The organism is Streptococcus suis, assembly GCA_002831545.1.
In the GTDB taxonomy this organism is placed as follows: domain Bacteria; phylum Bacillota; class Bacilli; order Lactobacillales; family Streptococcaceae; genus Streptococcus; species Streptococcus suis_P.
The window spans coordinates 1,511,878-1,536,705 of the sequence record CP025095.1 but is presented as its reverse complement, the minus strand read 5'-3'; the positions used below and the strand labels follow the sequence as shown (position 1 = coordinate 1,536,705).

Genomic DNA, 24,828 nt, shown 5'->3' with positions numbered 1-24,828 from the left:
GTATCAACCATTGGAGGTTTTATATGAAATGGAATAAAAAGTTAGCACTTGGTGCTGTATTAGTAACCAGCCTAGTCACCTTGTCTGCTTGTCAATCAATTTCAAATTGGTGGAAGAATACCAAGGAAGAATGGATTGGCTTGGAAATGACAGTTCGGACATTTGATGAGAATTCTCAGTTAATAGATGAAATGTCTGGTAAGTCCTTATCGATTTCGCGGAATGAAGAATTCGACTCAGTGGATGCCGAAGGTTATTCTAATGCGGATTCGTCTGTTTTGAAGGTGACACTTGGTAATTATGAAATTGACCATGTCGGCTCATCTTTGATCGCGGCAGAAGAGGGCTTGGAGGATTTATTTGCCAAGTATCAATCGACTGTAGATATTGCCAACTATGATCATTCTATTCCTTTGGTCAATCGGATGGTTTCTAGCTTAAAAAATGATTTTACTGGTAAGGCTAAGGTTGTTTTAATTCGTTCGCAAAATGGAACCCCGCTTGCTACTTATGTAGGTGATAAAGTGTCTCTTTATGCATCTGATGCACCTAAGACTTCTGAACTCTTAATTGATGGCAAGCGGTTGATTATATACCGCTGTGATTATACAATTTATGATAGAGAATTATTGGAGAACTAAATGATAGACATTCGTTCCGCAAGGACAGAGGATGCGGCAGACCTTGTGGCAATTTATGCTCCTTATGTAGAAAAGACCGCTATTACCTTTGAAACAGAAGTACCGACTGTGGAAGCCTTTGCAAGTCGAATTGAAAAGACCTTGGAGAAGTTTCCCTATCTGGTCGCAGTAGAAGAAGGTAAAGTTGTGGGTTATGCCTATGCTTCAACATATTATGCCCGTGCTGCTTACGATTGGACAGTTGAATTGTCTGTTTATGTTAGTAGAGAGGCACGTGGAAAAGGAATCGGAACTCTTCTCTACAATGCTTTGGAAAGGGAACTGACAGCGCGTGGTTTTAAAAATTTCTTAGCCTGTATCGCCCTACCAAACCCGGCCTCTATAGCACTCCATGAGAAGAGGGGCTATAAACAGGTAGCTCATTTCAAAAAAGTTGGTTATAAATTTGATAGCTGGCATGATATTGTCTGGCTCCAAAAATCTCTTGTAGGTGAGAATGATGAAGATTGAAGAATTAGAAAAACGTTTGTTGGCTGTGGCGGATGCCAGTCAGGCCCAGCCTATGAAGGCTTATATGAAAAACAATTTTGACTTTCTGGGTGTGCGAACTCCTGACCGCCGAAAAGTTGCTAGGCAATTTTTCAAAGAATTTAAGTCTCAGGGCATTGACTGGGAGTTTGTAGAGGCTTGCTGGTCTAAGCCCTACCGTGAATTTCAATATATCGCCATTGATTATCTGGTCACCAAGAAAAAAGACTTGGTTTTAGCCGACCTGCCCCGTTTGAAAAAACTAGCCCAAACAAAGTCATGGTGGGATAGTATTGATGGACTGGACAAGCTAGTTGGTAAGATTGTTTTGGACAATCCAGAATCCAAACAGACAATCTTGGAATGGAGTTTGGATGGTGATTTCTGGTTGAGACGGATTGCCATTGACCACCAACTCTTGCAAAAAGAAAAGACAGATACAGAGTTGCTGGAGACAATCTTGGTCAATAATCTTCATCAGACTGAATTTTTCATCAATAAGGCGATTGGCTGGAGTTTGCGGGATTATTCCAAGACCAATCCTGAATGGGTACGAGTTTTTCTTGCCAAGTACAGCTCACAAATGGCAAGCTTGTCCATTCGTGAAGCCAGTAAGTACATCTAGGAGGAATTTTGTCTAAAGTATATGAATTTGAAGCAGTCATTCATCCAGTACCAGATAAGGGCGGAGCCTACGTTATTTTTCCCTATGATATACGAGAGGAATTTGGAAAAGGCAGAGTAAAGGTACATGCGACTTTTGATGAACATCTTTATGATGGTTCAATCGTCAATATGGGAATTAAGGATGAAGCAGGCAATATCTGTTATATTATTGGCGTTCAAAAGGCTATTCGAGCGGCTATTGGAAAACAGGCTGGTGATAGAGTTCAGGTGACTATTCAAGAACGCTTGGATTAGTGTGACTTGCAAATTTTTTAGATTATGGTAGAATAGGTTCATGCGATGAGCCGAGTAGTGGTGGGATTAAGGTTCAGCACACTTCTAAGAGTTCGTGTCAACATCTCAGCGCAGTGGTTGATTGGCAGATTTGTTCGTATTTTATACTCTAAATCTGACCATTACGACTGTTGCGAACAAAGTTTGCTCTATTTCCAACCTCAAAAGGTTCACTGAACCTTTTGAGCTATGCGGGGTGGGAGTGAAACAGTCTGGGGATAGACTGTTTCAGCTCAACAACTGGAAATAAGGACTTGTTGACGAACTCTTGGTTGACAAGTTGAGTTCTTTCCCACTCCCTTCGACGCTAGGGAGGTCTTCATTTAATTGAAACGCAGGAGCGGACCTTGGTTAGATGCTGTGAACCTTCTAACCTCATCGGAAACGATGCCCTTGCCCACCTTTTAGGTGGGCTTTTTTTGCACACTAAGTGAGACTGGGCAAAAAGCCCTGCCCACTTCTCAGTGTTCATGTCAACATCTCAGCGCAGTGGTTGATTGGCTTTAACAGTCCAGTGGACTGTTAAAGGTTGGAGATAGGATTTGTGAAGCAAATCTCAGCAATTCGTGTTTTACACTCCAAATCTGGCCATTACGACTGTTGCGAACAAAGTTTGCTCTATTTCCAACCTCAAAAGGTTCACCGAACCTTTTGAGCTGTGCGGGGTGGGAGTGAAACAGTCTGGGGATAGACTGTTTCAGCTCAACAACTGGAAATAAGGACTTGTTGACGAACTCTTTTTGACTTAGTCGAGTTCTTTCCCACTCCCATTTCAGTATGTGATTTCTATAGGAATGCTATTGGCTCAGCCGAGGAAGTTTTTGTATTTCTCAAAGTTAGAAATAACAGTTGATATTATGTTTGATGAAGATTGCTTGATAGTCTTTTAAATCTTCTGGATGGAGAGCCTTGACATCGGTCATAGCATAGGTTCGATTGAGAAGCTTATACTTATTTTCTCCAAATTGATGGAAGGGGAGTAGTTGAACTTTGTCAATCTTGAGTTGATTAAAGAGACGGGCGAATTGTTCAGCATCTTCGAGGGAATTATTAAAGTCAGGGATAACAGGGATACGTAGGACGATTTCTTTCCCGATGGAAAAGGCGTATTGGATATTTTGTATGATAAGGTTATTGTTGATGCCGGTGACTTTTCTATGAGAAATTGTATTGTAATGTTTTAAATCAGTATAGATAAAGTCAACGTATTGGATAAGGTCAACAAATTTGCGGTGTTCTACGAAAGCGGTGGTTTCAATAGCGGTATGAAGGCCGTGTCTTTTTGCCTCCATAAGAATAGCTTTCGCAAACTCATATTGGGCAAAAATTTCTCCGCCAGACAGCGTGAGCCCACCACCAGATTCTTCGTAAAAATCAATGTCTTTCATGACTTCGGATATGATGTCATCAACAGATTTTTCTTCTCCCATGATGGTCATTTTTTTACTAATAGCATCAAGCATGGGTTCAGGTTTTCGTTTTTGAGATTCTGGATTTGCACACCAAGGACAACGTAGGGGGCAGCCTTTCAAGAAAACCGTCGTACGTATACCTGGACCGTCATGGAGTGAAAAATGTTGAATGTTAAAAATAATGCCTTTTCGTGTATTCATGCTCTTTCTCCTTTTCGATTAATTTGATTTTATCACACAAAAGAAAGTTTTACAATTACGAACGTAAGTTGAAAAGTTGCAAATAGTTGAAAAAGAGTCAAAATTTGATAGAATAATGATGAGGTGATGAAATGGAACGATTAGATAAAATTATACAACTGGTATCACAACATGAAAAAATAGATGTCAATAGTTTGGCGGAGCAATTGGACGTTTCTAAGGTAACCATCCGTAAAGATTTGGATAAGTTAGAATCAAAAGGTTTATTACGTAGAGAACACGGCTATGCTGTTCTAAATAGTGGCGATGACCTCAATATTCGAATGTCCTTTCGCTATGACGTAAAAAAACGAATTGCAAAAGAAGCAGCAAATCTTATTGCCGACAATGAAACGATTATGATAGAGTCTGGGTCAACTTGTGCTCTCTTGGCAGAAGAAATTTGCAAAACCAAGAGAAATGTGACCGTCATAACAAATTCTTATTTTATAGCCAATTATGTGCGACAATATGATAGCTGTCAGATTATTTTATTGGGTGGTGAGTTTCAAAAAGATTCCCAAGTAACAGTTGGGCCGCTCTTACATAAAATGATTCAGTTTTTCCATGTTGATAAGGCTTTTGTAGGAACTGATGGCTATGATAGCGAGCATGGTTTTACAGGTAAAAACTTAATGCGAAGCGAAGTAGTACAGTACATGTCTGATGTTGCTGAAAACATGATTGTGCTAACAGATTCTAGTAAATTTACAAAACGAGGGACAGTACGCAGATTTGGTTTAAGTCAAGTTACTCAGGTCATTACAGATACGTCGATTTCTGAAGATCTTGTCAAAGAATTAGAAAATGCTAGAGTCACAGTAAGGCTAGTTTAGGTTGGGAGCAGTATGAAGCAAGAAAAAAGAAGGCAGTTGGCAAAAATAGCCTATCTTTATTACGAAGAGGGGAAAAGCCAAGCTGAGATTGCTGCTGAGACAGGAATTTATAGAACGACGGTCAGTAGAATGTTGACCAAGGCTAAGTCAGAAGGCATTGTAAAAATAGAAATTCAAGATTTTGATAGGCGCCTATACCGACTTGAAAAATATGTTCAAGAAAAATATGGATTAAAAGGTTTAGAACTGGTTGAAAACAGCACCGATGAGGACCAGCTTGATTTAGAAAATCGTCTGGCACAGGCTGCAGCCGATATGCTTACCAATCTAATTGATGATGGAAAGAAAGTTGGTTTTTCATGGGGGAGAAGCCTCAGTCTTATTGTAGATAAGATAGGGAATCATCGTATGAAAGGTGTCAAATTTGTTCCAATAGCTGGCGGTCCAAGTCATATCCACGCACGTTATCATGTGAATACTCTGATTTACGATATGGCCAATAAATTTCGTGGAGAATGTAGTTTTATCAATGCGACGATTATTCAGGAGAATCAAGAACTCGCTCAAGGTATTCTTTCTTCTAAATATTTCGAGGAGCTACGTGCTGACTGGAAGGACTTAGATGTAGCAGCAATCGGTATTGGCGGCCGAGTCGATGAAAAAAATCGTCAATGGCTAGATATGTTGACGACGGCTGATTTTCAAGCCTTGTCAGATGAAGGTGCAGTCGGTGAAACCTGCTGTCGTGGTCTGAATCAATACGGTCAAGCTGTCGTTGAGGATTTGCAAAAGAGGACCATTGCCATCTCTTTAGATGATTTAAAAGAAGTTCCAGATACCATAGCTCTTGCATACGGGGAGGAAAAGGCCCAAGCCATTTTAGCTGTATTGCGAGCTGGCTACATTCATCATCTGGTAACAGATGAACGAACCATCGTAAAAGTTTTAGAACTGGATAATGATGAGTACGTCCATACAAATTAGCAAGAGAATACTTCAATCGCTTAAAGGTGGTTGAAGTATTTTTTTATCCTCAAATATGCACAAAAGTGCAAAAATAAATTAAAACAGAAAATGTTCTATAAATATATTTACGCTATAAAGAGAAAATGATATGATTTACTTACGAAAGAAATATAATAACTTACAAACAAAACAAATTGGAGGAAAAAGAAATGGAAATGATTATTGCAGATCAATTGATCATGGGATTGATTATTTATGCTGGAGATGCGAAAAGTCACGCCTACCAAGCTTTGTCGCTAGTCAAAGCAGGTGAAGAAGAGCGAGCAGAAGAGGAATTAGAATTGGCAGATGCAGCATTATTAGAAGCTCACAATATGCAGACAAAATTCTTAGCACAGGAAGCTGGGGGAGCAAAATCTGATATTACAGCACTATTTGTCCATTCGCAAGATCATTTGATGACATCTATTACAGAAATCAATTTGATTAAAGAAATCATTGATTTGCGGAAAGAACTAAAAAAAGTTGGCTAAAACAAAAAAATTATATTTAGGAGGAAACCGAAATGGTTAAAATCGCTCTATTTTGTGCCGCTGGTTTTTCTACAGGCATGTTGGTAAACAACATGAAGATTGCAGCAGCAGACGCAGGTGTCGAAGTAGAAATCGACGCGCATTCTCAAGGGAAAATTGCAGATTACCTTGACGAAATTGATGTAGCTTTATTGGGACCACAAGTAGCATATACGCTTGATAAGTCAAAAGCGCTCTGTGATGAAAAGCAAGTCCCTATTGCCGTGATTCCAATGGCAGACTACGGGATGTTGGACGGGGAAAAAGTTCTTCAATTGGCACTCAGCATGGTTTCATAAAGGAGTATGGTCATGTCCAAAATTGATACACAAAAAATTATTGTCCCAATCATGAAATTTGTGAATATGAAAGGGATCATCGCTCTAAAAGATGGTATGTTGGCTATCTTGCCTTTAACAGTAGTTGGTAGTATTTTCTTAATTTTGGGGCAATTGCCTTTTGAAGGCTTAAATGCTGCAATAGCTTCTATATTTGGAGCGGAATGGACTGAACCGTTTATGCAAGTCTATAGCGGAACCTTTGCAATTATGGGCTTGATTTCTTGTTTTGCGATCGGCTATTCTTACGCCAAAAATAGTGGAGTTGAGCCTCTCCCTGCGGGCGTACTGTCCTTGTCTTCATTCTTTATCCTCTTGAAATCATCTTATATTCCAGTTGATGGAGAACCAATCGGTGATGCCATCGCAAAAGTATGGTTTGGTGGTCAAGGAATTATCGGTGCGATTATTATTGGTTTGGTAGTGGGCGCTATCTATACGACTTTTATTCAGCGTCATATTGTTATCAAGATGCCTGAACAAGTACCGCAAGCAATTGCCAAGCAGTTTGAAGCTATGATTCCAGCTTTTGTTATCTTTTTGCTATCTATGATTGTTTATATTGTTTCCAAGATGGCGACAAACGGTGGTACATTCATTGAAATGATTTACGATGTGATTCAAGTGCCACTACAAGGTTTGACTGGTTCATTACCAGGTGCGATTGGAATTGCTTTCTTCATTTCCTTCCTCTGGTGGTTTGGTGTACATGGCCAGTCAGTTGTCAATGGTGTCGTTACTGCTTTACTATTGTCAAACCTCGATGCCAATAAGGCCCTTTTAGCAGCAGATAAATTGTCTCTGGAAAATGGCGCCCACATCGTGACCCAACAATTCTTAGATAGTTTCTTGATTATGTCAGGTTCAGGTATTACCTTCGGTATTGTTTTTGCAATGCTATTTGCCGCTAAATCAAAACAATATAAGGCTCTTGGTAAGGTAGCGGCCTTTCCTGCACTCTTTAACGTAAATGAACCAGTCGTCTTTGGTTTTCCAATTGTGATGAATCCTGTTATGTTCTTACCATTTGTCTTGGTACCGATCTTAGCGGCTTTCATTGTCTACGGTGCAATCTCAATAGGCTTTATGCAACCATTTTCAGGTGTGACCCTACCCTGGTCTACTCCAGCAATCATTTCTGGTTTTATGGTGGGTGGTTGGCAAGGTGCAGTTGTTCAAATCATTATTTTAGCTGTCTCAACTATTGTTTATTTCCCATTCTTCAAAATCCAAGATAAGATTGCCTATGAAAGTGAAATGAAAGAACCAGTTTAGTCAATGATGTCAGACAAAAGAGTTGCACAAATGTGCAGCTGGCTTCGGAAATCTTAGCGCTCACTAGCATCAATTGACAATAACCCCTATTACAGGATATACTTAATTTACAAACGAAACAAAATTAAGTTTCGAAAGAAAGGGTAAAACTATGAAAACAGTGACTGAAGTAGCTGGCACTAGCATTAAAACTGAGTATTTTGGAAGTCTGACTAATCGGATGAACAAATACAGAGAAGATGTCCTTGATAAGAAGCCCTATATTGACGCGGAACGGGCTGTTTTAGCAACAAAAGCCTATCAAGAACATAGAGAGAAGCCCAATGTATTAAAAAGGGCCTATATGCTCAAGGAAATATTGGAGAACATGACGCTTTATATTGAAGAAGAAAGTCTGATTGCAGGTAACCAAGCTTCTTCAAATAAAGATGCTCCCATCTTCCCAGAATATACCTTGGAGTTTGTATTGAATGAATTGGATTTATTCGAAAAGCGGGATGGGGATGTCTTCTATATTACCGAGGAAACTAAGGAGCAGTTGCGCAGCATCGCTCCATTCTGGGAAAAGAATAATCTTCGTTCACGTGCAGGTGTCTTGCTTCCAGATGAAGTTCAAGTTTATATGGCAACTGGCTTCTTTGGTATGGAAGGTAAGATGAACTCTGGCGATGCCCACTTGGCTGTCAATTACCAAAAGGTATTGGAACAAGGTTTGCGTGGTTTTGAGGAGCGAGTTCGTGCAGCAAAGGCTAAGCTTGATTTGACGGATCCTGCAAGTATTGATAAGTACCATTTCTATGATTCAATCTTTATCATCATTGATGCGGTGAAAGCATACGCAGATCGTTTTGTCGCCTTGGCTACTGAATTGGCAGAGAAAGCACCAACAGCTCAACGCCGTCAAGAACTACTGGAGATTGCACGGATTTGTGCGAAGGTGCCGTATGAACCTGCTGAAACATTTGCAGAGGCAGTGCAATCTGTCTGGTTTATCCAGTGTATCTTGCAAATCGAGTCGAATGGACATTCTCTATCCTATGGACGTTTCGACCAATACATGTATCCGTATGTAAAAGCTGATTTAGAAGCAGGACGTGAAACGGAAGACAGCATCGTCGAACGCTTGACTAACTTGTGGATTAAGACCATTACTATCAACAAGGTTCGTAGTCAATCACATACCTTCTCATCTGCTGGTAGTCCACTATACCAAAATGTAACCATTGGTGGACAAACACGTGATAAGAAGGATGCTGTCAATCCACTTTCTTACTTAGTATTGAAATCTGTTGCCCAAACACACCTGCCACAGCCAAACTTGACTGTTCGCTATCATGCAGGCCTAGATGCTCGCTTCATGAATGAATGTATCGAAGTCATGAAACTTGGTTTCGGTATGCCTGCCTTTAACAACGATGAAATTATCATTCCATCCTTTATCGAGAAAGGTGTCTTGGAAGAAGATGCCTATGACTACAGTGCGATTGGCTGTGTAGAAACGGCTGTTCCTGGTAAATGGGGATACCGTTGTACAGGTATGAGCTATATGAACTTCCCGAAAGTTTTATTGATTACCATGAATGATGGTATCGATCCTGCATCAGGCAAACGGTTTGCACCAGCCTTTGGTCACTTCAAAGATATGAAATCCTTTGAAGAGCTTGAAACGGCATGGGAAAAGACACTTCGTCATCTAACACGGATGAGTGTCGTCGTTGAAAATGCAATTGACATTGCTTTAGAAAGAGAAGTACCAGACATTCTCTGCTCAGCTCTGACAGATGACTGTATCGGTCGTGGCAAGCACCTGAAAGAAGGTGGAGCGATTTACGATTACATTTCTGGTCTGCAGGTTGGCATTGCCAATTTATCTGATTCTCTAGCAGCAATCAAAAAATTAGTCTTTGAAGAAGGACGATTGACTCCAGAAGAATTATGGCATGCATTAGAAACAGACTATGCTGGGGAGCGTGGTAAAGAAATCCAGGAAATGTTGATTGAAGATGCACCAAAATATGGTAACGATGATGATTATGCCGACCAGTTGGTGACAGATGCTTACAACATTTATGTGGATGAAATTGCCAAGTACCCCAATACTCGCTTTGGTCGTGGTCCGATTGGTGGTATCCGTTATTCAGGTACATCATCCATTTCAGCCAATGTTGGACAGGGGCGTGGTACGTTGGCAACTCCAGACGGTCGCAATGCAGGCACACCGTTGGCAGAAGGTTGTTCTCCATCACATAATATGGATAAAAATGGACCGACATCCGTTTTGAAATCAGTTACCAAATTACCAACACATGAAATTGTTGGAGGCGTTCTACTCAATCAGAAGGTCAATCCACAAACACTTGCCAAAGAAGAAGACAAACAAAAATTAATTGCCCTCTTGCGGACATTCTTTAACCGCTTGCATGGCTATCATATTCAGTACAATGTTGTCTCTCGAGAAACCTTGATTGATGCACAACTACATCCTGAAAAACACCGTGATTTGATTGTCCGTGTAGCAGGTTATTCAGCATTCTTCAATGTATTGTCGAGAGCAACACAAGACGACATCATTGGTCGTACAGAACATACATTGTAAAAGAGGTTATTATGGAATTCATGCTGGACACCTTAAATATAGAGGAAATACGAAAATGGGCTGAGGTTCTACCCCTTGCGGGGGTGACCTCAAACCCAACGATTGCGAAGAAAGAAGGTGACATTGACTTTTTTGAACGTTTGCACCTTATCCGTGATATCATCGGACCAAATGCTTCACTACATGTGCAAGTTGTGGCAAAGGATTATGAAGGGATTTTGGCAGACGCTAAAAAAATTCGTGAATTTGCACCGGAAAATGTCTATATTAAGGTTCCGGTAACGCCTGCTGGTTTGGCTGCTATGAAAACATTGAAAGCGCAAGGTTATCAGATTACAGCAACAGCGATTTATACCGTTTTTCAGGGCTTGTTAGCTATTGAAGCGGGTGCAGATTACTTAGCGCCGTACTACAATCGCATGGCCAATCTGAATATTGATTCGAATGCGGTCATCGCTCAGTTATCAGAAGCGATTGATAGGGAGTGTTCGGAAAGTAAAATTTTAGCGGCATCATTCAAAAATGTGGAGCAAGTAAACCAAGCATTTGCAAATGGGGCGCAGGCTATTACGGCAGGTGCAGATATATTTGAAGCAGCCTTTTCTATGCCATCCATTGAAAAGGCGGTAAATGATTTTGCAGATGATTGGTCTGCCATTCATGGAAGGTATACTATCTAAACATTTCTATATTATAAAATAAGGGGGCACTATGAAACAATTCTCAGGTCTTTCACGCACTATCCAAGGAAATCATCTTTTAGACACTTGTGCGATTGACATTTTGAAAATAGGTCATCGCCCCCTTGTTTTATGTACAAAACAGGAGTATAATACGACTGTAGAAAGTTTTGTGAAAGTTTTAACTTGTCATGGACTTATTGTTAAAATAGCCTATATGGAGGAGTGGGACCAGAACTCGGTTGAAGAATGTGGGGAGGTTGGTTTCCGACATCGTGCAGACCATATTATTGGCATTGGTAATAGTTCCGTGGCAGCTTGTACAAAGGCTGTTGCAGATTTACTAGACTTGCCAGCTGTTCTTATACCGACTTCGCCGCTTGCCACTCTACCTCGGGTATCGTTGGAAAATAAGAAAAGAGAGCGACCATTGTTTAATGAGTCCATCCAGCTAATTATAGCGGATAGGGAGCAATTATTGATACAAACTACCTCGGAGTTGATAAATGGATTGGTCAACACTCTTCTTTATCTAGCAGCCATAAAAGAAGTAAAAAGAAATCATCTATTCAGCTTGGTAGATGATATTCTTATCAGAGGTTTTGAAAGCGTTTTATTAAGAAGTAGTCTTCAAGCTATAGAGAATTTTGAAGCCCGAATATTATCAAAAGAAGTACAAGATGTCTTAGAAGTTCTTTCTACTTGTGTAACATTAGACCTACCTAGTGATGCTTGGGACGTGATTCAACAAATAGAATCAAAGCTCAGCGAAAGAAGAGAGGATTTAGTGGATGAGCCATTGAAACGAAATGTTGTCCTCTATTTGTTTTTGACCTATTTGACTCAGGAATCAGAAGAATTTCAAGCCAGGCTGAAGTGGTGTCAACAGTTGCTTTTGTCTGCAAACTCTAGCAATCTATTGTTGCTGGAGGCCGTTTTCAAGGAAATTGCACTAGAGATAGGAGAAGATGGCTCGACACGTTGCTAGTAGGCATCGCTGTACAATGGCAATGTTTAAAATACGGGCTCATGCCTCTTGCTTTCGGCAATGCTAACTGTCGTTTATTACTCAATATAACACTATCTATTATTTCAAGGAGGAATTCTTATGAAAGTATTTGCAAGTCCATCTCGCTATATTCAAGGTAAACATGTCCTTTTCCAAGGTGCAGAAGCTATCGGAAAATTAGGAACAAAGCCTTTGATTCTTTGTGATGATTTAGTATATGGGATTGTCGGTGAGAAGTTTTTGTCCTATCTCGTTGAAGAAGGGATGCAAGTCCATCGTGTTGCCTTTAATGGAGAAGCATCTGACAAGGAAATCCAGCGCGTCGTAGAAATCGGAAAAGAACAGGCTAGTGATGTCGTAATCGGTCTAGGTGGTGGTAAGACAATTGACTCAGCCAAGGCGATTGCTGATTTACTAGGGGTGCCAGTTGTCATTGCTCCAACAATTGCTTCAACAGATGCTCCGACATCTGCTTTATCTGTCATTTATTCTGAAGAAGGGGCGTTTGAACGCTATATTTTCTATAAGAAAAATCCAGATCTTGTCTTGGTAGATACAGCGATTATTTGTCAAGCACCGCCACGTCTTTTGGCTTCTGGTATTGCGGATGGCTTGGCGACGTGGGTAGAAGCGCGTGCTATTTTACAAAGCAATGGAACAACAATGGCAGGAGGAGGTCAGACACTTGCTGGTATCGCTATTGCGCAAGCCTGTGAACAAACACTCTTTGAATATGGACTTCAAGCCATGGCCAGCTGTAAAGCCAAGGTTGTGACAGCTGCTTTAGAGAACATTGTTGAAGCCAATACCTTGCTAAGTGGTTTAGGCTTTGAAAGTGCAGGTTTGGCCGCGGCGCATGCGATACACAATGGATTCACCGCCTTGGAGGGAGACATTCACCATTTGACACATGGTGAAAAAGTGGCTTATGGGACCTTGACCCAGCTCTTCTTGGAAAACCGTCCGAAAGAAGAATTGGAAAAATACATCCGTTTCTATCAAGCCTTGAGTCTTCCAACAACTTTGGAGGAGTTACATTTGGCTGATGCTGGTTATGAAGATCTATTGAAAGTCGGCCAACAAGCGACGATTGAAGGAGAAACAATTCACGGTATGCCATTTGCTATTTCAGCAGAAGACGTTGCAGAAGCTCTGATGGCTGTTGACTACTATGTTCGCTCGTTAGATAAATAAGAAGAGCATTCACAGTTGAGCATGTCCATCTAAACTTGTGAATAGAGGTTCGAAGTAATTGCCGGTAAATTCTCAAAGTAAGTTCTAGTTCCCGTCCTTCCAGAAGTTACTTTGAGAAAACTGCACAACATCAACAGAATTTAGTCTCAGACTAAGTTCTGTTTTTGACTAAAAATGTTGATAGTAGTGAGTTTTAGGGTTGAAAATGTTGAAAAAAAGAGTACACTAAAGTTACTGGCTCTGAGACGTCTCAAAGTAAGTTCTAGCTATCTGGAATTTTGGAAGGGACAAGTTCCTTTCTATTTTGAAATTATTTTTTGATAAAAACTAACGATTATTTATCCAATAATCGAGGTGATTGGATGACGTTCTCAGGGTCAATTTTAGAGATTCCCAAAAGTGTTGCCAATTCATCACCGTAGGTAAATGTAAAGAGTTCATAGGCGGATTTTCCGTTGAAAGAAGCTCGTCTGACGCTGTTGACATGCGAACAAACCAGGTTGATGTCCTCCTGTGTCAAGTTATCAAACGAACTTCCTTTAGGAAGAATATCTCTGATAAGTGTGTGATTCTTCTCAATTCTCCCTTTCTGGTCAGAACGATTGGGGTCACAGAAGAAGAGCTTTGATTCTCCACGAACATCCATTTCGATGTCGTCCACTCTGGCGAACTCACCACCATTATCGGTCAGAATGACAGGGAATAGTTCGCAGAAGTCCATCTCTTTCTGATGTAGGTCATTCTTGATAGCGTAGAGATGTTTAGCGACCTCATTAGCTGTTTTATTATCAAGTAATCGAGCGAAGATAAAGTTACAGAAGGAGAGGTTAAAGGTGAGAAGTACCTTTCCGCCGATCCGTCCAGTAACGGTGTCCATTTCCAGCCAATAGCTGATTCCTTTCTCTATGAGAAAGCGTTGGAAGTCCTCGTAAGACCGTCCATCTTTGGCAGTTTTAGGAATGGGTTGTAGGTTTCTGGTTCTCCGCTTTCTGAATTTCACGACACGGGGGAAATCAATGGGCTTTGTGGACAGATAGCCTTTTTCAAGGTATCGGTAGATAGAAGCTCTGGATGCCGAAAGTTCGTTTGAGGCGATGATGTGGTTGAGGTGTTGTCCCTTTTGGATGGCAGCAGAAACAATCTCATCCATGCGATAGAATTCTTCCTTGTTTAGCGCAACACCCGTTCTCGAGTCTGAGAGCTTAGCTTCATAATCAAGCTGAGCTCTTTTTGCGTAGTAGAACTGTTTCTGGTATCCGCAGTTGCCTCTCTTTTTCGGACAGGCATTACAAACGTAGGGAGCCTTTTTGAGTAAAGGGCAGGCCTCACAATTGGAGGTACTAGAGTTCTCTTTTATCACCCTATTTCTCCGAACTTCTTTTGAGATTGTGGACGGGTCTTTTCCTAGCTTAGCAGCGATAGCTGAGAAGGGCTTAAGTTGTTCAATTCCTATTTGAATATCATTGCGATCAGAGAGGGTTAAGTGTTTGTTTTTCATTGTCAGTTACCAACTTGTCCCATAGTAAGTTCTACCTTATTTCTTTGTCTCAGTCTAATTTCCAGCTTTTGGGTTAGACTGGAACTTACTTTGGGAATTTAGCCGAAGTAATTGCCTTGGGAAATTCTTTCTCAGGGCTTTTCATTTTATAAAATTATGGTATAATTATGAAATAACAAATATTTAGAAAATTTTGAAGAATTGATTTAAAGGAGATTTCTATGGCTTATGTAGTAGCTGTTGTTGGTGCGACTGGTGCAGTTGGTGCCCAAATGATTAAAATGTTGGAAGAATCAACTCTTCCAATCGAGAAAGTACGTTTCTTGGCATCTGCCCGTTCAGCAGGCAAGACCTTGCAGTTCAAGGGACAGGACATTGTCATCGAAGAAACAACAGAAACAGCTTTTGAAGGAGTCGATATTGCCCTCTTCTCAGCTGGTGGCTCTACATCTGCCAAGTACGCTCCTTATGCTGTGAAAGCTGGTGCAGTTGTCGTTGATAACACCTCTTATTTCCGTCAAAATCCAGATGTACCTTTGGTTGTTCCTGAGGTGAATGCTCACGCGCTTGATAATCACAATGGTATCATCGCCTGCCCTAACTGTTCGACCATTCAGATGATGGTTGCTCTTGAACCTGTTCGTCAGAAATGGGGCTTGGAGCGCATCATCGTTTCGACTTATCAGGCAGTTTCTGGTGCAGGTATGGGAGCTATCTTGGAAACCCAAGCTCAATTGCGTGCAGTCTTGAATGATGGAGTAGAGCCAAAAGCGGTAGAAGCAAATATTCTTCCTTCTGGTGGCGATAAGAAGCACTATCCAATCGGTTTCAATGCTATTCCGCAAATCGACCTCTTCACTGAAAATGACTACACTTATGAAGAGATGAAGATGACAAAAGAGACTAAGAAAATCATGGAAGATGACAGTATTGCTGTTTCTGCAACCTGCGTCCGCATTCCAGTCTTGTCAGCTCACTCAGAGTCTGTTTACATTGAAACAAAAGAAATTGCTCCAATTGATGAGGTGAAAGCAGCTATTGCAGCTTTCCCAGGCGCAGTTTTGGAAGATGATGTGGCAAACCAAGTCTATCCACAAGCTGTCAATGCAGTTGGTAGCCGCGATACCTTTGTCGGTCGTATCCGTAAGGACTTGGACAAGGAAAACGGTATTCATATGTGGGTTGTCTCTGACAACTTGCTTAAAGGTGCAGCATGGAACTCTGTTCAAATCGCTGAAACCCTTCATGAGCGTGGTCTAGTTCGTCCAACGGCAGAATTGAAGTTTGAATTGAAATAATTTTATTAACCAAAAGTACACAAAAGGCTGCACTCAGCCTTTTTTAGCAACAATCAGTAAGAGAGGAAGCCTATGTCTATTCAAGATTTGCGTGATGTAAAAATTATTACGGCTATGATTACGCCCTTTAAAGAAGATGGTGCAATTAACTATGATGTATTACCAGATTTGATTGAGCATCTGTTGTCCCATCATACAGAAGGGATTTTATTAGCAGGAACAACTGCCGAAAGTCCAACCCTGACACACGAGGAAGAACTGGAACTATTTGGTGCTGTGCAAAAAATTGTCAATGGTCGTGTTCCCCTAATTGCAGGTATCGGTACAAACGATACGCGCGACTCGATTGAGTTTGCCAAAGAAGTGGCGGCATTCGGAGGCTTTGCGGCAGGGCTTGCTATCGTGCCTTACTACAACAAACCCTCTCAAGAGGGAATGTATCAGCACTTCAAGGCTATTGCGGATGCCTCTGATTTGCCAATCATTATCTACAATATCCCAGGTCGTGTCGTGGTCGAAATGACGCCAGAAACCATGTTGCGTTTGGCTGAGCATCCAAACATCATCGGTGTTAAAGAGTGTACAAGCCTTGCCAACATGGCTTACCTAATTGAGCATAAACCAGAAGACTTCTTGATTTATACAGGTGAGGATGGCGATGCTTTCCATGCAATGAACTTGGGAGCAGATGGTGTGATTTCTGTTGCATCTCACACGAATGGTGATGAAATGTATGAGATGTTTACTGCTATTGAGCAGCAAGATATCCGAACAGCAGCTGCCATTCAACGCAAGTTTATTCCGAAAGTTAATGCTTTATTCTCTTATCCAAGTCCTGCACCAGTTAAAGCAGTTCTTAACTATATGGGATTTGAAGTTGGTCCACTCCGCTTGCCGTTGGTTCCATGTCCAGAAGAAGATGCCAAACGCATTATTAAAGTTGTCGTTGACGGTGACTACGAAGCGACCAAAGCCACAGTAACAGGAGTCGTAAGACCGGATTATTAAAATAGTCAGGGGAGTGACTATTTTAACGTGAGCCTTGAAATAAGAGAGCGAACAATGTCTGGGGGAGTGGATTAAAACAGTCAGGGAAGTGACTGTTTTAACCCGAGCCTGAAAATACGACAGCGAGGCTTGTTTGGGGGATACGAATAAACCGGTGGTCTATTCGTACCTGAGCCTGAAAACAAAAAAGTGAAGTACATCAGCTGGTCACCAAGAAATATGAAAGTGACCATAGAAGACCCGAGCCAAGAAACTGGAAAGCGAGGATAGTCTACGGATAGACTGTTTTAACGCGAGCCAAGAAACAAGAGAGCGAACAATGTCTGGGGGAGTGAAACAGTGCGGGGAACTGTTTCAGCTGGTCACCAAGAAATATGAAAGTGACCATAGAAGACCCGAGCCTAGAAATGCGAAAGCGAGGACAGTCAGGGGAGTCGTTTTATTTAAGTTTACACAAGCACATCAGTTATCTGGTGTGCTTTTTAGTTGCAAGCCTTTTCAATTTTTTGGCATTCTTGATATAATGACTAAAAACGATAAAAGGATTAAGTATGAATATTGTTATTATAGGTGCCTCCTTTGCTGGTTTAAGTGCAGCTTTAGAATGTCGAAAATTGTATCAGAATGCTCAAATAACACTAATTGATAGAGAAAAAGATGTGGCTTACTTTCCAAATACCTTGAATTGGAAAGTGGCAGGAAAAATTTCTGGTTGGGAAGAAGCGAAGATTTCTTTGTTCAGCGAGGTGCAGCATGCAGCTATTTCTTGTCTTTTTGAAACAGAATGTCTCGCAGTTTATCCCGAAATGCGAAAGGTAAAGATACGGCATCATCAAGATATAGGTGATATTATTTATGACCGGCTAATATTGGCTATGGGAGCTAGTCAAACATGGGAATGGGGAACGGAAGAACTTCAAGACTATCTAATTTGCTCAAAAACGCTATCTCAAGCACAAGCTAGTCTAGAGAAATTGACAAATGCAAAAACAGTTGCAGTGATTGGGGCAGGACAGATTGGTTTGGAAAGCTTGGATGCCCTTAGCCAGTTGGATTTGAATTTGCATGTGTTTGAGGCGCAAGATTCACTCCTTGCAAAGTACGTTGATGAGGATATGATTGCGTTGATTCGTCAAGAGATGGAAAAAAGAGGAATCCAACTTCATTTATCTGAAACAGTCAATCAGATAACGATTGATACTCAGGAAGAACAGCTGGTTTGTCATACAGTCACAGGTAATTATCCAGCTGATTTAGTCTTGCCATCCACCAATTTGACGCCCAATATTCAGCTAGTGAAAGACAGGCTAAAAGTGACTGCAGAAGGGACTGTATGGGTGGATGAGTTTCTTGAAACAAGTCAAGAGAATATTTTTGCTGTAGGTGATTTGGTCAGTCTCCCAGTAGATTATTTTGGCCAGGCATATCTTCCGATGATTCATCATGCGATTATGACAGGGAGGATGGCTGCTCGAAATTTGCAAAAGAGGATTGCTCCTATTAAGAGAGCCCAGCGGATTGTTTCTAGTCATGTATTTGGCTATTATATAACTAGCCTTGGCTTGACCGAGAGTGGGGCGAGCTTGTGGTTGGAGAGTAAATCGATCCGGATTAGAAGGTCATATAGCCAGTGGGAACCAACTTTAGTAGATTTCAAGCTGATTGTCGAAGAAACGAGTGGGCGCATCATAGGGGGACAACTCGTTTCTACTGCAGATTATATTGAACAGATGGATGTACTGTCTCTAGCGATTTCAAAGGATTTGACCGTCTTTGACTTGGTAGAACATTCTTGGCTCTGTCTTCCTGGAAATACTCCTCTGGTCCCCTTCATCGTAGAGGCCGCTCAAGAGTATATTCGGCAATTTTATCAGGTTGATGGGGAGGGTGTCTATGCGGATTGATTCCTTATTGGAAAAGCGTGAGCGCGCCATTTATCAGCTTCTCCTCTACTTAGAAGATAGGAAAGAGGCGCCATCGCTAAAGGATATTTGTCACTATTTAGAATTGTCAAAATCAACTCTTCTTCGCTATATTGTATCTTTCAATGAAGAAGAGGAAGTAACCGACTTGGGACTCTCTTTTCAACTCGAAGATGAAAAGGCCTTTTTGAAGAAAAAGACCAGTTTGAGTCTTCATCGGATCCTAGCCTATCTCTGTCAAACCAGTACCAAATATCAAATTATTGTTTATTTATCTGATAAGGAAGAGGTTTCTATTCAACAGCTGGCTCAAGAATTGCTGATAAGCGAAGCGACTTTGAATCGCCATCTTGCCTCTTTGAACCAGATATTGGCAGAATTTGGTATTGGAATCAAAAGTGGTCGTCTAAAAGGTAGTGAGCTTCAAATACGGTACTTTTTACATCAAATGTTGAGTTTGACTACTACGAGAGCGGAATTACAAGAAGAGTTTATGCTAGGGAAAATAGAGGCTTTATTGCCGGTTTTCGAACGCTTCTATCAATCGCCGCTCAATCCCAAGCAAGCCCATCGTCTGTTGTTGTGGTTAATGATTTCACAGCAACGCTCTCGATTGCGACAGCTAGATTTTAAGCATCTTTACAAATTGATGGAACCCTATCAAGAACATAAGTTTTACCGACGTTTGAGAAAGATGTATTTTACACTAAGTCAGCAACAATCCACCTCTTTCCAAGAAGGGGAGATTATGGCGTTGTTTGCTTTCCTGTTTAGCCATTTCATTTTAGCGCCGCATCAATTAGAGCAGGTTCTTGGTTTCGGTGGGCCGATTATGGAAGCTACCTCTTTGGCTCTTCAGAAATTACGGTTATATTTTGAGGGAAATTTACCAGTCTCAGAAGAAGCGCTCTATCATCTGAACCAAATTATGAGCCAGCTATATTTCTTTTATTCTTCCCTTGAACTGGAAGAAGTAGAAGCTTCTAGTTTCTATCCAGAAGCAGCAGACTTGCTAAAAGACGTCTATAAATCAGTTTTTCATAGAAAAGTCGATAAAGAAATAAGGAACTCTTATCTGACAAATATTGCGGTTTTGTATATTTATTTTAGCCAGGTCCAGCCTATACAGGTCAAGGTTGCTTTTGCTTCTTCCCTACATGAGGTTCTATCCTATCCTCTCTTGTTGCAACTAAGGGAGAAGTTAGAAGGCAATCGTCAGGTTCTTATTGAGCCCTATCAAGCAGGATATGACTATGATTTGATCATTACAGATTACCTCGAAAATACAAGCGTTCCAGTTTATTGCCTAGGAAATCGATTGAAAATCCAAGACATCGTACAATTAAAGGCATGGATACAGGATATATATCATCAAAAGTCCTGTCAATCAGAGATTATGGCGACCAAAACTTCTTTTCCTATCGAGCATCGCTAGATGATGTCAGATAGTCTTTGTGAAAAATGTAAGTGCATTTAACCTTGAAAAATTTATTTTATAAACTCTGATAACAGTTGATAGAATCATCTTTCTAGCCACTGCTTATCAGATTTTTTTATTTTTTTGAAAAAAATGATAGGAAAAATTCACAAGAATGGGTTAGAATAGAATTACCAAGAAAACGGAAGCGTTTTCAAAAAAAGATAAACAAACAGGAGGGAGACCTATGTCTACTGAAAAATACATCATGGCCATTGACCAAGGAACTACAAGTTCACGTGCCATTATCTTCAATAAAAAAGGTGAAAAGGTTGGCAGTTACCAAAAAGAGTTTACGCAAATTTTCCCTAAACCAGGTTGGGTTGAACATAACGCCAATGAAATTTGGAATTCTGTTCAGTCTGTGATTGCAGGGTCCTTTATCGAAAGCGGTGTTCGTCCTGATCAGATTGAAGGAATTGGTATTACCAACCAGCGTGAAACAACCGTTGTCTGGGACAAAGAAACAGGACTTCCAATCTACAATGCAGTTGTCTGGCAATCTCGTCAAACAGCTCATATTGCTGACCAGCTGAAGGCGGATGGTCATGCAGATATGATTCATAAAAAGACAGGTCTAGTAGTCGACGCTTACTTCTCAGCAACCAAAGTTCGTTGGATTTTGGACCAAGTTCCTGGAGCGCAGGAACGTGCTGAAAAAGGTGAGATTCTCTTCGGAACCATTGATACTTGGTTGGTTTGGAAATTGACTGATGGGAAATGCCATGTGACGGATTATTCAAACGCAGCTCGTACCATGCTCTACAACATTGAAGAGTTGAAATGGGATGATGAAATTTTATCTCTTCTCAATATTCCAAAAGCCATGTTGCCGGAAGTTCGTTCAAACTCTGAAGTTTATGGCACAACAGCTCCATTCCATTTCTATGGCGCAGAAGTGCCAATCTCTGGCATGGCAGGTGACCAACAGGCAGCTCTGTTTGGACAATTGGCATTTGAGCCAGGTATGGTGAAAAATACTTACGGAACTGGTTCCTTCATCGTGATGAATACAGGTGAAGAGATGCAGTTGTCACAGAACAACCTTCTCACAACAATTGGCTATGGTATCAATGGTAAAGTATACTATGCTTTGGAAGGCTCTATCTTTATCGCTGGTTCAGCGGTTCAATGGCTCCGTGATAGCATGCGAATGGTGACTACATCACCTGAGTCAGAAGAGCTTGCTCGTAAGTCTACCAGCAATGATGAAGTCTATGTTGTTCCAGCCTTTACAGGACTTGGTGCTCCGTATTGGAATTCTGGTGCGCGTGGTTCAGTATTCGGCTTAACTCGTGGAACAACTAAAGAAGACTTCGTCAAAGCAACTCTTCAATCCATTGCCTACCAAGTTCGTGATGTTATTGATACCATGCAATTGGATACAGGTATTGATATTTCTGTCTTGAAGGTTGACGGTGGTGCAGCTATGAACAGCCTCCTCATGCAATTCCAAGCAGATATTTTGGGTATTGAAATCGCACGCGCTCAAAACCTTGAAACTACAGCTCTTGGAGCAGCATTCTTAGCAGGTTTAGCAGTTGGTTTCTGGAAAGATTTGGATGAATTGAAAGAACTCAACGCTGTCGGCCAATCCTTCCAACCAACCATGAACGAAGCTCGTAAAGAACAACTTTACAAGGGATGGAAAAAAGCTGTCGCAGCAACTCAACTATTTGCAGAAGTGGATGAGGAGCAATAAAGGACTTGTTAGCTAGGGGAAAGAAGAATTTCCTCTTGCTAGACAGTCCTATTCGAAAGTTAGGAAGTGAATCGTATGGAATTTTCAAAAGAAACAAGACGCTTAGCTATTGAGCGAATGCAGGATCGTCAACTTGACCTCCTCATTATCGGTGGTGGTATTACTGGTGCTGGTGTGGCTTTACAGGCAGCTGCAAGTGGCATGGAAACAGCCTTGATCGAAATGCAGGACTTTGCAGAAGGAACATCCAGCCGTTCAACAAAATTGGTTCACGGTGGTCTTCGCTACCTCAAACAATTTGACGTGGAAGTGGTATCCGATACCGTATCTGAACGTGCTGTAGTACAAAATATTGCCCCACATATTCCAAAGCCAGACCCGATGCTCTTGCCAGTCTACGACGAGCCAGGTTCAACCTTCAGTCTTTTCCGTTTGAAAGTGGCTATGGACCTCTATGATCTCTTGGCTGGCGTCAATAATACCGATATGGCCAATAAGGTCTTGACTAAAGAAGAAGTACTTGAACGTGAACCAAACTTGAAGCAAGAAGGTTTGATTGGTGGCGGTGTCTATCTTGATTTCCGTAACAATGATGCCCGCTTGGTTATTGAAAATATCAAACGTGCAGCCAAGGATGGTGCCTTGATTGCCAGCCGTGTCAAAGCTGAGAAATTCATCAAGGATGAGGCTGGAAAAGTTGTCGGGATCGTCGCTCGTGACTTACTGACAGACCGCACCTTTGAAATCCGTGCGCGTTTGGTCATCAATACAACAGGACCATGGAGTGATGAAGTGCGTAATCTGGATGGAGAAGGTTCAGGCGTTCTCCAGATGCGTCCGACCAAGGGTGTGCACCTAGTTGTCGATAGCTCTCGCTTGTCTGTACCACAGCCGACTTACTTTGATACTGGCTATGCGGATGGTCGAATGGTCTTTGTCCTTCCACGTGAAAATAAAACCTATTTTGGTACGACAGATACAGACTATACTGGTGATTTGGCAAATCCAATGGTAACCCAAGAAGACGTTGACTACCTGCTTGATATTGTCAACAATCGCTTCCCAGAAGCGAACTTGACCTTGGATGACATTGAGAGCGGTTGGGCAGGTCTTCGTCCCCTCTTGTCTGGAAATGGTGCTTCTGACTACAATGGTGGCAACAACGGAAAACTCAGTGATGACAGCTTTAATAGCTTGATTGAAACAGTTAAAGGTTATTTGAACAATGAAAAGACACGTGACGATGTGGAACATGATTTGACACATTTGGAAGGTAGCGTTTCTGAAAAACACTTGGATCCTTCAGCTGTATCACGTGGCTCTGCCCTTGACCGTGATGACAATGGTTTGCTGACTCTTGCTGGTGGTAAGATTACTGACTTCCGTAAGATGGCGGAAGGTGCAATTGAAAAAGTGGCAGACATCCTCAAAGAAGAACATGGACGTAGCTTCAAACTCATCAATTCTAAAACTTACCCAGTCTCTGGTGGCGAATTGAACCCAGCTAACGTAGCAGAAGAAATTGAACATCTTGCTCAACTAGGTGTGAAGAAAGGACTTGTCTATGATGATGCGCTTTACTTGGCAAACTTGTACGGCTCAAATGCGACAAAAGTCTTTGCATTGAACCATAAAGTAGAAGCCGTTTCTGGCTTGAACAAGCGTGACTTGCTTTCCCTTCATTATGCTATGAAGGAAGAGATGACCTTGACCGCAGTTGACTATCTTCTCCGTCGTACCAACTACATGCTCTTTATGCGTGAGCAGTTGGATGCAGTTGCGCCTGAAATCATCAAGGAAATGGCAGCTTATTATGCTTGGTCAGAGGAAGAAGTTGCTCAACAGGAACAATTGTTGGCAGATACACTTGTTAAGAATGATTTGACCTATTTGAAAGAAAAATAGAAAGAGGTGCATGATGACAAATGAATTAATCGGTGAAGTACTGGGTACTGCCTTGCTGATATTACTTGGTAACGGTGTTGTAGCAGGGGTAGTGCTAGATAAGAGTAAGGCCAAGGATGCTGGTTGGATTGTAATCACAATTGGTTGGGGTCTAGCAGTAGCCATGGCAGCTTTTGTGAGTGGTTTATTGGGCCCAGCCCACCTCAACCCAGCTGTATCAATTGCAATGGCTTTTGCAGGAAATCTCCCATGGGCTTCTGTAGTCCCTTACATTCTTGCACAATTTATCGGAGCCTTTATCGGAAGTATCTTGGTCTACCTCATGTACAAGGATCACTACGACGCTACTGAAGACACAGCTGCTGTATTGGCAACCTTCTCTACTGGACCTGCCATCCGGGACTTAGTTTCTAATACAATTAGCGAAGCAATCGGAACCTTTGTTTTGGTCTTGGGACTACTGGCTTTCGGTCAGTATGATTTTCCAACAGGGCTTGGCACTTTAATCGTCGGTGGTTTGATTGTTTCCCTCGGAGTTTCTCTTGGTGGCCCAACAGGATATGCCCTAAACCCTGCGCGTGATCTTGGTCCTCGTATCATGCATGCCATCCTTCCATTGAAGCACAAGGGCGATTCAGATTGGGGCTATGCTTTGGTACCAGTAGCTGGTCCAATCATCGGAGGTTTGCTTGCGGCTGTCCTATATGGTCTCATTTTTTAAAAAATATCCTTCTCTAATCAGCAATGGTTAGGGAAGTTTTTTATTACTTG

23 protein-coding genes are annotated in these 24,828 nt (G+C 41.4%); 21 read left to right on the top strand and 2 right to left on the bottom strand.

The features are described 5' to 3' along the window. The first annotated feature begins 23 nt into the window (after positions 1–23). The 4 genes from CWM22_07550 to CWM22_07535 are packed head-to-tail and all read left to right on the top strand — an operon-like array spanning position 24 to position 2,090. The gene (locus CWM22_07550) at positions 24–641 is read left to right on the top strand and encodes a DUF5052 domain-containing protein (GenBank protein ID AUC91753.1); all 618 of its coding nucleotides are present in this window, start codon (positions 24–26) and stop codon (positions 639–641) included. Beyond that, complete coding sequence (locus CWM22_07545) at positions 642–1,151, top strand: N-acetyltransferase (GenBank protein AUC91752.1); 510 nt, start codon at positions 642–644, stop codon at positions 1,149–1,151. Then, positions 1,141–1,794: a DNA alkylation repair protein gene (locus CWM22_07540; protein AUC91751.1), complete on the top strand. Its 654-nt coding sequence runs from the start codon at positions 1,141–1,143 to the stop codon at positions 1,792–1,794. Before CWM22_07545 ends, CWM22_07540 begins: the two co-directional genes overlap by 11 nt. 8 nt (positions 1,795–1,802) lie before the next feature. Next, the gene (locus CWM22_07535) at positions 1,803–2,090 is read left to right on the top strand and encodes a DUF1905 domain-containing protein (protein AUC91750.1); all 288 of its coding nucleotides are present in this window, start codon (positions 1,803–1,805) and stop codon (positions 2,088–2,090) included. 875 nt (positions 2,091–2,965) lie between these two features. Here the strand turns inward: CWM22_07535 and CWM22_07530 are convergent. Beyond that, positions 2,966–3,742, bottom strand: a complete 777-nt coding sequence (locus CWM22_07530) for a glycyl-radical enzyme activating protein (GenBank protein AUC91749.1) — start codon at positions 3,740–3,742, stop codon at positions 2,966–2,968. A 131-nt stretch (positions 3,743–3,873) separates the two neighbouring features. Between CWM22_07530 and CWM22_07525 the strand changes: the two genes are divergently transcribed. From CWM22_07525 to CWM22_07485, 9 genes are all read left to right on the top strand, one after another. After that, positions 3,874–4,617, top strand: a complete 744-nt coding sequence (locus tag CWM22_07525) for a DeoR/GlpR transcriptional regulator (protein AUC91748.1) — start codon at positions 3,874–3,876, stop codon at positions 4,615–4,617. 12 nt (positions 4,618–4,629) lie between these two features. After that, positions 4,630–5,601 carry a DNA-binding transcriptional regulator gene (locus tag CWM22_07520; GenBank protein ID AUC91747.1) on the top strand — a complete coding sequence of 324 codons (972 nt, stop codon included), beginning with the start codon at positions 4,630–4,632 and terminating at the stop codon, positions 5,599–5,601. Positions 5,602–5,792: 191 nt separating this feature from the next. Next, on the top strand, positions 5,793–6,116 hold the full coding sequence (locus CWM22_07515; GenBank protein ID AUC91746.1) for a PTS lactose/cellobiose transporter subunit IIA: 324 nt from the start codon (positions 5,793–5,795) through the stop codon (positions 6,114–6,116). A 32-nt stretch (positions 6,117–6,148) separates the two neighbouring features. After that, on the top strand, positions 6,149–6,454 hold the full coding sequence (locus CWM22_07510) for a PTS sugar transporter subunit IIB (GenBank protein AUC91745.1): 306 nt from the start codon (positions 6,149–6,151) through the stop codon (positions 6,452–6,454). Between the two features lie 12 nt (positions 6,455–6,466). Then, complete coding sequence (locus CWM22_07505; protein ID AUC91744.1) at positions 6,467–7,768, top strand: PTS sugar transporter subunit IIC; 1,302 nt, start codon at positions 6,467–6,469, stop codon at positions 7,766–7,768. 151 nt (positions 7,769–7,919) lie between these two features. Next, entirely contained in the window at positions 7,920–10,364 is a 2,445-nt protein-coding gene (locus CWM22_07500) for a formate C-acetyltransferase/glycerol dehydratase family glycyl radical enzyme (protein AUC91743.1), read from the top strand. 11 nt (positions 10,365–10,375) lie between these two features. Next, complete coding sequence (locus CWM22_07495) at positions 10,376–11,044, top strand: fructose-6-phosphate aldolase (protein AUC91742.1); 669 nt, start codon at positions 10,376–10,378, stop codon at positions 11,042–11,044. A gap of 31 nt (positions 11,045–11,075) precedes the next feature. Then, on the top strand, positions 11,076–12,032 hold the full coding sequence (locus CWM22_07490; protein ID AUC91741.1) for a glycerol dehydrogenase: 957 nt from the start codon (positions 11,076–11,078) through the stop codon (positions 12,030–12,032). A gap of 120 nt (positions 12,033–12,152) precedes the next feature. Beyond that, positions 12,153–13,247, top strand: a complete 1,095-nt coding sequence (locus CWM22_07485) for a glycerol dehydrogenase (protein AUC91740.1) — start codon at positions 12,153–12,155, stop codon at positions 13,245–13,247. Between the two features lie 334 nt (positions 13,248–13,581). On the opposite strand, the gene CWM22_07480 is transcribed toward CWM22_07485, so the two are convergent. Further along, entirely contained in the window at positions 13,582–14,745 is a 1,164-nt protein-coding gene (locus CWM22_07480; protein ID AUC91739.1) for an IS30 family transposase, read from the bottom strand. Positions 14,746–14,966: 221 nt separating this feature from the next. On the opposite strand from CWM22_07480, the gene CWM22_07475 reads away from it, so the two are divergent. From CWM22_07475 to CWM22_07440, 8 genes are all read left to right on the top strand, one after another. Further along, entirely contained in the window at positions 14,967–16,043 is a 1,077-nt protein-coding gene (locus CWM22_07475) for an aspartate-semialdehyde dehydrogenase (protein ID AUC91738.1), read from the top strand. Between the two features lie 72 nt (positions 16,044–16,115). Continuing rightward, the gene (locus tag CWM22_07470; protein AUC91737.1) at positions 16,116–17,051 is read left to right on the top strand and encodes a 4-hydroxy-tetrahydrodipicolinate synthase; all 936 of its coding nucleotides are present in this window, start codon (positions 16,116–16,118) and stop codon (positions 17,049–17,051) included. A gap of 319 nt (positions 17,052–17,370) precedes the next feature. After that, positions 17,371–17,697: a hypothetical protein gene (locus CWM22_07465; protein ID AUC91736.1), complete on the top strand. Its 327-nt coding sequence runs from the start codon at positions 17,371–17,373 to the stop codon at positions 17,695–17,697. Next, positions 17,603–18,955: an NAD(P)/FAD-dependent oxidoreductase gene (locus tag CWM22_07460; GenBank protein ID AUC91735.1), complete on the top strand. Its 1,353-nt coding sequence runs from the start codon at positions 17,603–17,605 to the stop codon at positions 18,953–18,955. Before CWM22_07465 ends, CWM22_07460 begins: the two co-directional genes overlap by 95 nt. Continuing rightward, on the top strand, positions 18,945–20,408 hold the full coding sequence (locus CWM22_07455; GenBank protein AUC91734.1) for a DNA-binding protein: 1,464 nt from the start codon (positions 18,945–18,947) through the stop codon (positions 20,406–20,408). Before CWM22_07460 ends, CWM22_07455 begins: the two co-directional genes overlap by 11 nt. Before the next feature lie 229 nt (positions 20,409–20,637). After that, a complete protein-coding gene (glpK, locus tag CWM22_07450; GenBank protein AUC91733.1) occupies positions 20,638–22,152 on the top strand; it encodes a glycerol kinase in 1,515 nt (504 codons plus the stop codon). A 75-nt stretch (positions 22,153–22,227) separates the two neighbouring features. Beyond that, a complete protein-coding gene (glpO, locus tag CWM22_07445) occupies positions 22,228–24,057 on the top strand; it encodes a type 1 glycerol-3-phosphate oxidase (GenBank protein AUC91732.1) in 1,830 nt (609 codons plus the stop codon). Between the two features lie 13 nt (positions 24,058–24,070). Continuing rightward, positions 24,071–24,778 carry an aquaporin family protein gene (locus CWM22_07440; protein AUC91731.1) on the top strand — a complete coding sequence of 236 codons (708 nt, stop codon included), beginning with the start codon at positions 24,071–24,073 and terminating at the stop codon, positions 24,776–24,778. The last annotated feature ends 50 nt before the right edge of the window (positions 24,779–24,828 follow it).